This window comes from Halorientalis brevis, assembly GCF_023077655.1.
This window is the reverse complement of the sequence record NZ_JALLGV010000014.1, coordinates 1-11,952: the sequence shown is the minus strand read 5'-3', so window position 1 is coordinate 11,952 and position 11,952 is coordinate 1. Positions and strand designations below refer to the sequence as shown.

General features: G+C 65.8%; 12 protein-coding genes. 9 read left to right on the top strand and 3 right to left on the bottom strand.

Annotated elements, in window-relative coordinates:
* Positions 1–355 precede the first annotated feature (355 nt).
* From MU553_RS23050 to MU553_RS23010, 9 genes are all read left to right on the top strand, one after another.
* Entirely contained in the window at positions 356–814 is a 459-nt protein-coding gene (locus MU553_RS23050) for a cupin domain-containing protein (protein ID WP_247382101.1), read from the top strand.
* Between the two features lie 280 nt (positions 815–1,094).
* Entirely contained in the window at positions 1,095–1,721 is a 627-nt protein-coding gene (locus MU553_RS23045) for a metal-dependent hydrolase (protein ID WP_247382099.1), read from the top strand.
* A 135-nt stretch (positions 1,722–1,856) separates the two neighbouring features.
* Complete coding sequence (locus MU553_RS23040; protein ID WP_247382097.1) at positions 1,857–2,555, top strand: DUF2238 domain-containing protein; 699 nt, start codon at positions 1,857–1,859, stop codon at positions 2,553–2,555.
* A 219-nt stretch (positions 2,556–2,774) separates the two neighbouring features.
* Positions 2,775–3,803, top strand: a complete 1,029-nt coding sequence (locus MU553_RS23035; RefSeq protein WP_247382096.1) for an LLM class flavin-dependent oxidoreductase — start codon at positions 2,775–2,777, stop codon at positions 3,801–3,803.
* A gap of 166 nt (positions 3,804–3,969) precedes the next feature.
* Positions 3,970–5,859, top strand: a complete 1,890-nt coding sequence (locus MU553_RS23030) for a NosD domain-containing protein (RefSeq protein ID WP_247382094.1) — start codon at positions 3,970–3,972, stop codon at positions 5,857–5,859.
* Positions 5,856–6,614, top strand: coding sequence for an ABC transporter ATP-binding protein (locus MU553_RS23025; protein ID WP_247382092.1), 759 nt, complete (start codon positions 5,856–5,858; stop codon positions 6,612–6,614). Before MU553_RS23030 ends, MU553_RS23025 begins: the two co-directional genes overlap by 4 nt.
* A 5-nt stretch (positions 6,615–6,619) precedes the next feature.
* Complete coding sequence (locus MU553_RS23020) at positions 6,620–7,441, top strand: ABC transporter permease (protein WP_247382091.1); 822 nt, start codon at positions 6,620–6,622, stop codon at positions 7,439–7,441.
* A gap of 57 nt (positions 7,442–7,498) precedes the next feature.
* Positions 7,499–8,185: an SCO family protein gene (locus tag MU553_RS23015; RefSeq protein ID WP_247382090.1), complete on the top strand. Its 687-nt coding sequence runs from the start codon at positions 7,499–7,501 to the stop codon at positions 8,183–8,185.
* 242 nt (positions 8,186–8,427) lie between these two features.
* Positions 8,428–8,670: a winged helix-turn-helix transcriptional regulator gene (locus MU553_RS23010; RefSeq protein ID WP_247382088.1), complete on the top strand. Its 243-nt coding sequence runs from the start codon at positions 8,428–8,430 to the stop codon at positions 8,668–8,670.
* 405 nt (positions 8,671–9,075) lie between these two features.
* Here the strand turns inward: MU553_RS23010 and MU553_RS23005 are convergent, their stop codons facing one another.
* The 3 genes from MU553_RS23005 to MU553_RS22995 all read right to left on the bottom strand — a co-directional run.
* Positions 9,076–10,329 (bottom strand): MFS transporter, encoded by a 1,254-nt coding sequence (locus tag MU553_RS23005; RefSeq protein WP_247382085.1) that lies wholly within the window; start codon positions 10,327–10,329, stop codon positions 9,076–9,078.
* A 239-nt stretch (positions 10,330–10,568) separates the two neighbouring features.
* Positions 10,569–11,540: an electron transfer flavoprotein subunit alpha/FixB family protein gene (locus tag MU553_RS23000; RefSeq protein WP_247382082.1), complete on the bottom strand. Its 972-nt coding sequence runs from the start codon at positions 11,538–11,540 to the stop codon at positions 10,569–10,571.
* The coding region (locus MU553_RS22995) for an electron transfer flavoprotein subunit beta/FixA family protein (protein WP_428222023.1) at positions 11,537–11,952 on the bottom strand (416 nt) is incomplete at its 5' end. The genes MU553_RS23000 and MU553_RS22995, both read right to left, overlap by 4 nt.

The following is an 11,952-nucleotide window of genomic DNA, read 5'->3' as shown; positions in this document are numbered from 1 at the left end:
TCCCCGTGATGTTTCGGCGTTCGACGGGACACGTTCGGTTAACGGCTTAACCAACACCTCCGTTTGGCTGCTGTGTGTTGGTTAAGCGATGCTCGTCTGCCCTGACCACCTTCCGTCGATCGGTGGTGATTCTGACTCCGACGTCGAAGGGACTCCACTCTGGTCGGAGTTGCACACTTCTCACTCCGACGAACGCGACACCCCATTCGACGATCTTGCCCCATCTTCACACCTCTCGAGGACTCAAAACACGGGCACGAAGGCATACTCCCAAAATGGACACGAGATGTAGTAACACGCCCCAGTGCGGGCGGCAGTATACAAATATATCGCGGTCGTGTCCGAACGGAGCAATATGGAGAAAGCATCCATCGACGACGTGGAACCGAACGCGTTCGGCCGAGACGTCGACTGTCGTGGACTTTCAGAACCGCTGGGAACGACCGACTTCTCGATCAACTACTTCCGGCTGGAACCCGGCGAGGGGTTCTCCAACGCGATGCACACCCATCTGGACCAAGAAGAGGTGTTCGTCGTCGTCGAGGGCGAAGCCACGTTCACGACGATGGACGACGAGGTCGTCGTCGGCGAGGGTGAGGCGATCCGGTTCGCGCCCGGGGAATACCAGACTGGGGCGAACGAAACCGACGAGCCAGTGGTTGCCTACGCTATGGGTGCCCCGCGTGACAGCGAAGACGTTCGCGTGCCACAGGACTGTCCGGACTGCGGGAACGACAACATGCGAGCGGTGCCGGGTGACGACGGGTTCACACTCGTCTGCCCCGAATGCGGAACAGAACTCGACGCCGAGTAGTCTCTCATTCTCGATCGCCAGCACTCCCGAGTCCCGAGGACACGAGACGCAGTTCCGGGATCCTTTCGGGGTTTCTCGCTTGCGTGGGCAACCGTGGAGGGCCACGACTACTCGACAGACAGCGGGTTTCCTGTTGGATTCGCTCGGCAACGTCGCGAATGCTTCTCATCAGCTCCGAACCACTGCTGAATCGGGAGTCGAGCAGCACGAATACACCCGTACGACCACATCAGTAGTGACCGACAGGTTCAATTAATTCTGTGTCTTACGATGCGACACGATGATGCTGCCAACCCATGCGCTGGGCGGAATGGCACTCGGGCTCGTCGTGGGTGCCGTCGTGCCGGAGTTCGCTGGTATTGCCCTCGTGGCGGGGTTGTTCGGCGGAATCCTCCCGGATCTCGATATGTACGCTGGGCACCGCCAAACCCTCCATTTCCCAGTGTACTACTCCGTGCTCGCTCTCGGTGCCCTGGTGCCTGCACTGCTGGTCCCGTCTCCCGCTACGGTCGGGAGTGCCGTGTTCCTTCTTGGTGCAGCCACGCACAGCCTCGCTGACGTCTTCGGTGGCGGGCTGGAACTGCGCCCCTGGGAAGGGACGTCGGACCGCGCGGTGTACGATCACTACCGCAGCCAGTGGATCGCCCCCCGCCGCTGGGTCGGCTACGATGGCTCTCCGGGCGATCTCGTCCTGTCGATGGCGCTGGCCGGCCCGCTGTTACTCAGAGTTGACGGCGTGTTCCGCGACGCCGTCGTCGCGAGCGTGGCCGTGGGCGTGCTGTACACCGCTGTTCGACGGTTCCTGCCCGACCTCGCCGAGGTCCTCTTCGGCACTCTCCTCCCGGTTCTTCCACGCCGTCTGCACGAACGAGTGCCGGACCGGTACCTGCAATCCCACTCGCGATGACTCTGGCAGGCACCAACATCGAGCGGTAGCCGGATTCCGTTGCCGCTCCGTTCCCGCCGCGATGCACTGCCGCGGAGCAAGCCCAAGAGTCATGCCGATGCGGTTTCGACTCCCTGACAACAACCGTTACCACCGATGGCCTGGATACTGACAGCGGTCCTCACAGCGCTTCTCGGCGCGCTGGCGTGCACGTTGCTCGTCGCGCTGCACCGCCGAGACGTCTCTGCGTCCGTGAACGCGCTGGTCTCTCTGGTCCTCGCCCTGCTCTCGCTCTCGCTTGCGACCGGCTCACTGTCGCCGTTGCGGGGGCCGTTCCTCACGCCAGAACTCCCAGTGTGGGTCACTGCCGCCGGGCTCCTGCATTCGGTGGGGATGTTAGGCCCCTACGACTCGTGCTGGTGGTGGGATCACCTCACCCACACCGTCTCTGCCACGATCGTCGCAGCACTGGTGTACGCTGGACTCATCGTCGCCGTCAGCACCGGGACGACGCGGGCGCTCTCCCCAGCCGCGATCGCCGGGGCGACGATCATCTACACGTTCGTCATCGGCGTCTTCTGGGAACTCGTCGAACTGGTCGCACGAGCCGTGGGCGAGCGCTACGACATCGAACCGATGCTCGTTCACTATGGGTGGCGGGACACCGCGTTCGACCTCGCGTTCGATCTCGTCGGGGCGATCATCGTCGTGGCCCTGGACGTGCGGATGTTCGTCGAGCTCGCGGCGCTCGCTCCGGAGGTAACGCAGGTCCTTCTCGGCGTGACTGGAACCGTGATCACGGTGGGTTCGGTACTGATGGGCGTGAGCCTCGGAGTGACGTCGTCGCTGAACTGAGTTGGACGAGCCGGCCCAGGGCGGCGCCACGACCGACGCGCTTCTGGCCGAACGATCGCTGGCAGCGTCCGCACTGACCGCGTGGCAGTGACCGCTCTGATCGTCGACAGCGACCGCATTGATCGCGTGACAGCGACCGCACTGGAAGTGGCAACTGCGAGCGGCACACGTGGATTCCGCTAGCCCAACGGTTATCTTTCGCTCCCTCTGAACCCGGGTATGGATCTCTCTGTCGTCGACCTCTCTCCAGTTCCCGACGACGGTACCGCACGTGACGCGTACGCCAACACAGTCGAAACGGCACGCCAAGCCGAACGGCTCGGCTACTCCCGGTTCTGGGTGGCCGAACATCACGGCATGGCGGACACCATCGCCGGAACCACGCCCGAGGTCCTGCTCGGCCACCTCGCGGGGAAGACCGACTCGATCCGGCTGGGGTCTGGAGCCGTGTTGCTCAACCACTACAGCCCGTTCAAGGTCGCTGAACAGTTCGGCGCGCTCGACGCGCTTGCCCCGGGGCGTATGGATGTGGGTCTCGGGCGGGCGAACGGCTCGCCGGCCGCGGATCGCGCCCTCGGGACGGAACGGCGGGTCCAGAACCCCGACGCGGACCACGAAGAGAAGATCGAGGCCGTCGTCACGCACCTGTACGACGACTATCCCGCGGAGCATCCGTACAGCGACCTCACGCTCCCACGCTCGGATCAGGCGACGCCCGAGCCGTGGGTGCTGGGATCGAGTCCGTCGAGCGCGGCGATCGCTGGCGAACTCGGCCTCCCGTACTGCTTTGCGGCGTTCATCCGCCCGCAGCTCGCCACCCGCTCGTTCGAGACGTACCGCGAGCAGTTCCAGCCGTCGCGGCTGGCCGGCGGCGTCGACGAACCGGAGGGAATCGTCGCGGTGAACGCGATCTGTGCCGAGACGGACGCCGACGCTGCGCGGCTCCGCGCCGTGGCCGAGGCGACGTACAAACGCATGCAGCGAGGCGAAATCGGCACGCGACCGTCCATCGACGCGGCCATCGACGAACTGGGTGGCGTGCCCGATCCGACTCCCGAAACCCTCGACGCCGACGAGTGGCCCCGTGCGATCTCCGGCAGCCCGGAGACGCTCGCCGGACTCTTCGAGCAGCTCACGGAGCGCGTCGGCGTCGACGAGGTGATGATCCAGCACATCGCCCCCGACCACGACGACGCGCTGCGCTCACACGAACTGCTGGCCGACGGCGTCGGCCTCACGCCGCGCTGACGGACCCACGCGACGCCGACGAGACGAGCGGTCGGTCTCGCGTCAGTGGCGGGGCGGGAGTCGATCGCACGCCGTGACAACCAGGCCGTTCCCGCGTTCGAGAATTATACTACGGGAGTGAAGGCGGTCCGACGCTGACGATACGGACGATTGGTCGAAACTCCCGATGCGTACTGGCACAGTCATCCTCGTCGGTGTGTTCGCCGTGAGCGCGTTTCTCGTTCCGTTCGCGATCGGTCCGAGCGGGACGACGCCGGACCCGGTGCGGTTCGGCGAAACCATCCAGACGGGCCTGTCGAGCGAGACCGTGCGGGTCGCACAGGCGAAGGGACACACGATTCCGAAGGTCCAGGTGTTCTACGCCCAGTCCGAGTTCGTCGTCGGCTACTACGGCGTCTCGTCGTTCGCGCGGTCGGCGAATCGAGACGGACGGACCCAGCGGTTCGGGCCGCCGGTCGCGATCTACGTGTCCGCGTTCCCGGACGCCAGTCCCCGCTTGACGTCCGACGGGTTCGTCAACGCGTCCATCGACACCCGGGCGACGTGGGTTCGCGCGACCGCGGCCCAGTACGCAGTCGTCCCCACGCCAACGAGCACGGCCGTCGTCCCCTTTACCGACGCGACCGCGGCCCGGTCGTTCGCCGCTCGGCACGACGGGCAGGTCCGTTCGTGGCAGGCGGTACGCGACGAGTTCGACGAGCGGGCGGCTGTGGATCGTCCCGAGTGGCCGACGCGCCGGAGCGAGCGCGCGAACGAGACCGTCGCAGCGGTCAGGCCGCTCCTCGATCGGCCAGTGTCGACCGTCGTCGGGCGGGACGCCCCGACGATTCAGGCGGCCATCCGCGACGCGCCCCCGAACACGACGGTTCGCGTGCCGCCCGGCCGGTACGAGGAGCAAGTTCGCATCGCGAAGCCTATCACGCTCCAGGGGGCGGGTCGAGGGACGCATCTCGCGGGCGAGGGCAACGGCACGGTCGTCACGGTCGCGTCGTCGGACGCCGCCGTCGCCGACCTCCGGATTTCCGGGGTCGGGACGACCCGCATCAACCTGAGCGACGACTCCGACCGGACGCGCGAGTGGGACAGCAAGGTCGAGCAGACGTACGGCCGCGGTGACGCCGGCGTCGCGGTGCTCGGCGGGACGCGAACGCTCGTCCAGTCGGTCACCGTCGAGACGCCGTCCAACGGCCTGCTCTATCGCAACAGTTCGCGAGCCGTCGCCAGCGACGTCACCGTCCGCGGGAACCCCACGCCGAACCAGGGGTACATGGGCGTAATGGCGATGGGGTCGCCGGTCGTGGTCCAGCATTCGACGTTCCGCGGCGGGCTCGACGGCGTCTACGCCCATCGGTCGGACGGCATGGTCGTCCGCGACTCCGCGATGTCGAACGTCCGGTTCGGCGTCCACGTCATGTTCACCTCAGAGACGCTTCTGGCGGACAACACCGTCCGGGACGCCCAGACCGGGCTCGTGATCATGACGCGTCCTACGGGGAACGCCCTGGTCGGCAACGACGTGCGCGCCAGTCGCCACGGGATCGTCACGGCCGGCACGCGGTCGTACGTCGCCGACAACGTCCTCGTCGACAACGGCGTCGGGCTCACGATCGGCTCGCGCACCTCGCGGTACGTCGGCAACGTCGTCGCCGGCAACGACCTGGGCGTGCGCGCCGAGAACTACGTCGCCTCGAACCGAGTGGTCGGCAACGATTTCGTCGACAATCGAGAACAGGTGCACGCGACGGCCGGGATGGCACGCGTGTGGTCGACGCCCGGGCGCGGGAACTACTGGGACGGTGCGATCTCCGTCGGCTCGAACCAGTCGATGCGGCCGTACGCCCCGCTCGACCCCGTCGATGCGACCTTGCGTGAACCGGGGCGGCTCACGCTGGCGCACTCGCCGATTCACATCGGCCGGCGGCTGCTCCAGCAGCTCGTGCCCGGGATGCGAGCACAGGGCATCGTCGACCGGCACCCGGCGACGACCCCGCTGAACCCGGTGCGCCTCGGCCAGGCAGGTTACGCCGATGCGAGACAGGAGGATTCTCATTCATGACTGCGACCGACGACACCCGACGGCGAGCAGCGGAATCGACACCCGTAGTGACTGTCACGGACCTCGAACACGGCTACGACGGGCTGTGCGTGCTCGACGGCGTCTCCCTGTCGGTCCCCACGGACGCAGTGACGGCACTGGTCGGGCCGAACGGTAGCGGCAAATCGACGCTGTTGCGGCTCGTCACCGGCGTCCAGGCGCCACAGTCCGGGACGATCACGCTTCCGGACGCGGACGCACCGCGGACTGTCGGCTACCTCCCGCAGTCGCTCCGTCCCCGTGACGGCTTCACCGTTCGACAAACCGTCGAGACGTACGCGGCGCTCGTCGACGGCGGGCCGGGGACGGACGACGTGCTGTCGACGGTCGGGCTCGACGAGGTCACCGACGAGCGGGTCGACGCACTGTCCGGGGGGATGCGCCGGCTGCTCGGCGTCGCCATCGCGCTCGTCGGCGATCCGCCGGTGCTCGTCCTGGACGAACCGACGAGCGGGCTTGACCCTGCGATGACCGCCAGAGTGTTCGACGTGCTGTCCGACCTGGCCGCCGCTGGCCGGGGTGTGCTGGTCGCCTCACACGATCTCGACGCCGTCGGCACCAACGCCGACCGGGTCGTCCTCCTCGACCAGGGGACGGTCCAGGCACAGGGGCCGGCTGCGACAGTTCTCGCTGATCTGGACGTGCGATCGCTGAGCGACGCGTTCGAGACGACAGTGGCCGACGATGCAGGCGTCACCGTTCGCCACGGGGTGTGAGTTCGATGGCACAGCATCCGCTGACGCGACTGCAGGCACTCGCCCGGCGCGAGATTGCGACGGTGGTGTCGACGCGCGCGTTCGGCCTGTTCGTCGTCTCGCTCGCGGGACTCCTGGCGGGACTGGTCTGGGTGAGCGGGGCCGCCGCCAGTGGGTATCTGCCGACGGCCGTCGACCTCCTGCCAGCGCTCGAACTGCTCGTGCCGCTCCTTTCCTTTACCGTCGGCTATCGCGCGTTGCTCGACGACCGCCGGCGCGGCGAACTCGCCGTGCTCTCGACGTTTCCCGTCTCGCGGGCGACGGTCGTCGCGAGCGTCCTGGTCGGCCGTGGGATCGCGCTAGCGGTCGGCATCGTCGCGGCGCTGCTCCCGACGATGGCGCTGGTGTGGGTCCTCGGCGAGCCGACGACGCTCCTCGTGGCCACCCACAGCAGTACCGACTCCGTGGTCCTGTTCATGCGGTTGCTCTCGGCGACGACCCTCTTCGGACTGGCCGCGCTGTCGGTGGCCATCGCCGTGTCGGCCGTCGCGAGCGGCACGCGCCACGCTGCAGGAGCCCTCGTGGGACTCTGGATCGCACTGACGGCAGTCGTCGACCTTGGCCTCGTCGAGGCGCTCGGCGCTGACCTCGTCGGAACGCAGGGCGTGCTGGCGCTGCTGGCTCTCTCGCCGAGCGGCGCGTACCGCGGACTGGTGTTACAGACCGTCGTCGACGTCGCCACGGGCGGTACCCTGCAGGCGGCCGCGCCGCTCGCGAGCGTCGCCGGACTCCTCGCCTGGATCGGCGGCGGCTTCGCCGTCGCGACGCGGTCGGTCTGGCAGGAGTGATGGGTTTCGAGAGGTGTACTACGGGGTTTTCGTAGCTCTCGCTCGAAGCGCACGCTAATGCACCGACGCACGTATCTCACGGCGGCCGCGACGGCAGGCGTCATCGGGACCGCTGGCTGTCTCGGCTCGGTTCTCGGCGACGGCGGGAACGGACAGACGATCCTCGAGGAACCGGAGGGCCGACAGTTCAGTAGTTCCGACCTCCCGTACCCCGCGTACGGCCAGCAACTGCCCGAGGTGACGCTGCGCGCACCGCTGGCGGAGCGCGACGTCACGACGACCGAGTTCGACGACCGAAACGTGGTGATGACGTTCTTCTACAGTAACTGTAACACGGTCTGTCCGATTCTCATCTCCTCGCTCAAGCGAGTCCAGGATTTCGCATCGGAGAACGGGTTCGCCGACGACGTCGCGTTCCTGGCGGTCACGTTCGACCCGCAACGCGACGACGCCGAGCGACTGCGACAGTACGCGGACACGATGAACGTCGACCGCGACGCGGGGAACTGGTACTTCCTCCGGCCCGACGGTCGCGATCGGGCGAAAGACGTGGTGCAGGGAACTTACGGCGTGACCTTCGAGCGAACCCAGCAGTCCAGCGCGGAGGAATACATGTTCAACCATCTCGGCCTCGTCGTGCTGGCGAACGAGCAGGGCGTCGTCGAGCGCGCTTACACCGGTGACGGTCCGAAATCGAAGCAGTTGCAGGCTGATCTCGAAACCCTTCGCGCCGAGCAGAGCTAGCTCCCGTCACTGCACCCGATCGACTTGCACAGCCCGGCCGTCGTCTGCGTCCGGTATGCTATCCGACCGTCGACCCAGTCGCTTGCAATCGCCCTGGCAGTGTGTACCACGGCCAGCGCACCGAAGTCGTTCTGGCATCCGAGTCGCCGATAGCAATCGGTTGTGAAGCAACAAAAAGGTGTGACACAACAACGAAAATCAGTGGTGGTGTATTTTACACGTCGAACGACGACTGTTTGCTGATGAGTCGATCAGGGAGAGATCGGGAAGTCTCTGACCACGAACTCCTCGTTGCCGGGAGAGACGTCCCAGAGCCCGTGTTCACGGCGACTGAAGTCGGCGAACGGGTCGGGATGAGTCAACAGGGCGTCGACAAGCGGCTCCGAGAACTCGCAGAAGATGGCCTCATCAACACTGCGATGAAAGGTGCATCGCGCGTGTGGTGGCTCTCGTACCGTGGCAGGCAGTTTATCGACGAGGAGTAGCCGGCAACCTGCCACAGAACTGGCGACGATGGCTCTCTCGGCTCGATTTTCCCAGCGCCCCGGAGACAGTTATTCGAACACTCACCGTTAGGGGGTCCGAACGGCTCCCCAGGCCGGGGAGACTACGGCGGTGATTCGATGCTGTATAACGGACCCGGAGTGTTGATATTTCCACTGCACGCTCACGTCAAATGTGGAAGGTACCAAATACAACTTTCATTCGTTGTTGTTTAACTATCAAACTGTGGCAATACCGAAAAGGGAGGGAGCGACGGGACTACTACCTTCGAATCCGACGGTGCCGCGAACAGAATCGTCAGACGGTGGAACAGACGGCGGTTCTGGCACACGTGTTCGCCCCATTCAGGGGAGAGAACCCGTTACCCTTGCGTTCGGTACGGAGACTTAGGCGCCAGTTTCGTTCACAGAGCGGTGCGGCTGGCGGTGGAGACCAGCGGCGACCAAACAGAGCACTCCGAGCGCTCCCCCGACGATACTCAATACGACGATTGCGGTCTTGATGGCTCCTGTGGCCCCGACGATCGGCCGCAACCGATGGATCGCGGCGCCGAGGAGCACTGGCGTGAACGTCGATCCGACGCGACCGAGTGACGAGCCGAGGCTCACGAGACTGCCGCGGAACGTCTCCGAGATGCTCGTGATGACGCTTCTGTACAGCGAAAGCGTCGTTCCGAACCCGAAGCCGACGAGCACGCTGCCGAGGAGGACCACGGGGAACGACGGTGCGAACCCCACGAACGAGAGGCCGACGCCCATTCCGAGCGTCGCGCCGAAGAGCGGCTGGAACCGAGTGCTGAAGTAAGCGGTCATGCGACCGCTTTGAGTCGCTGCGGCCGCGTGTGCCAGACTCGCTGCCGCGACTAACAGCCCGGCTTGCCTGGGCGAGCCATCGAGGACGCGCACGATGACCAGCGAGTTGTAGGTCAAAAACGCCGTGTAAAACGCGTTCGGGAGCGCTCGCGCGATCAACAGTGCCGTGATGCGAGCGTCGAGATAGGCGACGAGGTCGCGAACGGTCGGCCGGTCGGCGACTTCCTTCGACACCCCTCGCTCTCGTGGCTCGTCGAGAAACAGGAGCAACACGACTGCGATGGGGATCGAGATCCCGTAGAAGAAAAACGGGAGCTGCCACGCGACCGCCACCAGCACGCCGGCCACGAGGGGAAAGACCATCATCGTCACCCCGGACGTGGCAAACCGGATGCCCTGTGCCGTCGCCTCAGCGCTGTCTCTGAAGAGATCGCCGGTACTGGTGACGATAACTGGCGTCAACCCGGCGAACCCGATCCCCTGGACGAACCGGAGCGCCAGTGCGACGCGGAACTCCGTCGTCAATCCGACGGCCGCACCGGCCCCGCCGAACACCAGCAATCCAGCCACTAACACCGGTTTCCGACCGTAGCGGTCCGCGAGGGTCCCGACGAGCGGGATCGAAACGATGCTCGGTGCGGAAAAGGCGGTGATGAGCAACCCGATCTCCGCACCGGAGACGGCGAAGGGCCCTGTGAGCGTGTTCAACAGCGGCGAGATGAGCGCCACGCCGAGCGGCGGTGTGAGATTCGTCAGCAAGAGCAACTGGAAACTCCTGTCGCGGAGGACGGCAGCGTCTCTCCCGAAGAGGGCGGCGAGTGAACCCACAGTAGGGTGGTATATTTCACTACTCGTATATAAGCCGTCGGACTCCCACCTTTTTCGGTGAGTGGGTCGCAGAGCGACCCGAACCGAAAAAATCTGTTCCCGCGAGCTTGCGAGCGGGAGCTCGGAAGAGCTTGCTCTTCCGATGGACCAAAAAGGCGCGGCCTCGCGTTACTCGGCCGCGTGAACTGGGCTTGCTCCGCTCGCACGGATGCTAGAAAAACGAAAGAAAATTGCCGAGTTTAGACGTCTGGCACGTCGCCGCCGAACTCTTCGATCAGCGCCGGCACCACGTCGAAGAGGTCGTCTTCGATGCCGTAGTCCGCGAGGTCGTAGATCGGCGCGTTCGGGTCCGTGTTGATCGCCACGATCGTGTCAGCACCCTTCATGCCAGCGACGTGCTGGACGGCGCCGGAGATGCCGATCGCGATGTAGACATCCGGCGTGACGACCTTCCCGGACTGGCCGACCTGGCGGTTCGCCGGCAGCCAGCCGTTGTCGACGATCGGACGCGACGAGGACAGCGTCGCGTCGGTCGCTTCGACGAGCGCCTCGATCAGCGGGAGGTTCTCTTCCTCTTCGATCCCGCGACCGATGGAGACGAGGAACTCCGCTTCGGCGATGTCCACGTCGCCGCCGGCGACTTCCTCGAAGCCGGTGACGGTCGACTTGATCGCGCTCTCGTCGATGTCGGCGTCGAACGCCGAGACGTCGGCGTCGCCCGTGCCTTCGGCCTGGGGCCACTCGGCTGGGCGGACGGTGACGGCTGCGCGGTCCTCTTCGACTTCGATGGTGGTCTCGACCTTCCCACCGTACTGTTCGCGCGTGACTTCGAGGCTACCGTCGGCGGAGAAGTCGACGGCGTCGGTCACCAGCGGCAGGTTGAGTCCTTCGGCGACGGCCGGCGCATAGTCCAGGCCGTTGACCGAGTTCGGCATCAGGAGGTACGCAGCGTCCAGCTCGTCGGCGAGCTGTTCGAGCGCCTGGGCGTAGACGTCGTGGTTGAACTCCTCACCGTACTCGACGGTGTGGATGGCGTCGACGCCCTCGCGGTTGACCTCGTCGGCGTACGTATCGACGTCGCCGCTGATGACGGCGAGGTGCAGGTCGCCGCCGGTCTCGTCGGCCAGTTCTCGGCCGGCAGAGATCATCTCGAGACTTACGTCGCGCAGTTCGCCACGGCGGTGTTCCGTAACTGCCAGAACGTCGCTCATGCGTCAACGACCCCCTTGTCCCGCAGGAATTCAGCAAGCTGTGCGGCCTCCTCCTCGGGGTCGCCGCTCCAGATGGTGGCGTCGCCCTCGGATTCGGGCTCGTACATCGACGTCTGGGCCAGCGGACTCTCGACGACGTCGGCGTCCAGACCGAGATCCTCCAGCGTCTGGACGTCCAGCGGCTTCTGCTGAGCCTGGCGGATGCCGCGCAGGCTCGCGTAGCGGGGCTCGTTGATCCCCGACTGGATCGTCAGCACAGCGGGGGTTTCGATGTCGGTGAGTTCTTCGACGCCGCCTTCGAGTTCGCGGTGGACGCTCGCGACGCCCCCGTCGATGTCGAGCTCGAGGTCGTTGACGACCGCGCCCCACTCGTAGCCGATCTTCTCGGCCAGCGCGACGCCCGTCGCACCGT

Bases quoted from the DNA above. Each gene is read 5' to 3' on its own strand.
- MU553_RS23050 (WP_247382101.1), top strand. From the start codon at position 356: ATGGAGAAAGCATCCATCGACGACGTGGAACCGAACGCGTTCGGCCGA.
- MU553_RS23045 (WP_247382099.1), top strand. From the start codon at position 1,095: ATGATGCTGCCAACCCATGCGCTGGGCGGAATGGCACTCGGGCTCGTC.
- MU553_RS23040 (WP_247382097.1), top strand. From the start codon at position 1,857: ATGGCCTGGATACTGACAGCGGTCCTCACAGCGCTTCTCGGCGCGCTG.
- MU553_RS23035 (WP_247382096.1), top strand. From the start codon at position 2,775: ATGGATCTCTCTGTCGTCGACCTCTCTCCAGTTCCCGACGACGGTACC.
- MU553_RS23030 (WP_247382094.1), top strand. From the start codon at position 3,970: ATGCGTACTGGCACAGTCATCCTCGTCGGTGTGTTCGCCGTGAGCGCG.
- MU553_RS23025 (WP_247382092.1), top strand. From the start codon at position 5,856: ATGACTGCGACCGACGACACCCGACGGCGAGCAGCGGAATCGACACCC.
- MU553_RS23020 (WP_247382091.1), top strand. From the start codon at position 6,620: ATGGCACAGCATCCGCTGACGCGACTGCAGGCACTCGCCCGGCGCGAG.
- MU553_RS23015 (WP_247382090.1), top strand. From the start codon at position 7,499: ATGCACCGACGCACGTATCTCACGGCGGCCGCGACGGCAGGCGTCATC.
- MU553_RS23010 (WP_247382088.1), top strand. From the start codon at position 8,428: ATGAGTCGATCAGGGAGAGATCGGGAAGTCTCTGACCACGAACTCCTC.
- MU553_RS23000 (WP_247382082.1), bottom strand. From the start codon at position 11,540: ATGAGCGACGTTCTGGCAGTTACGGAACACCGCCGTGGCGAACTGCGC.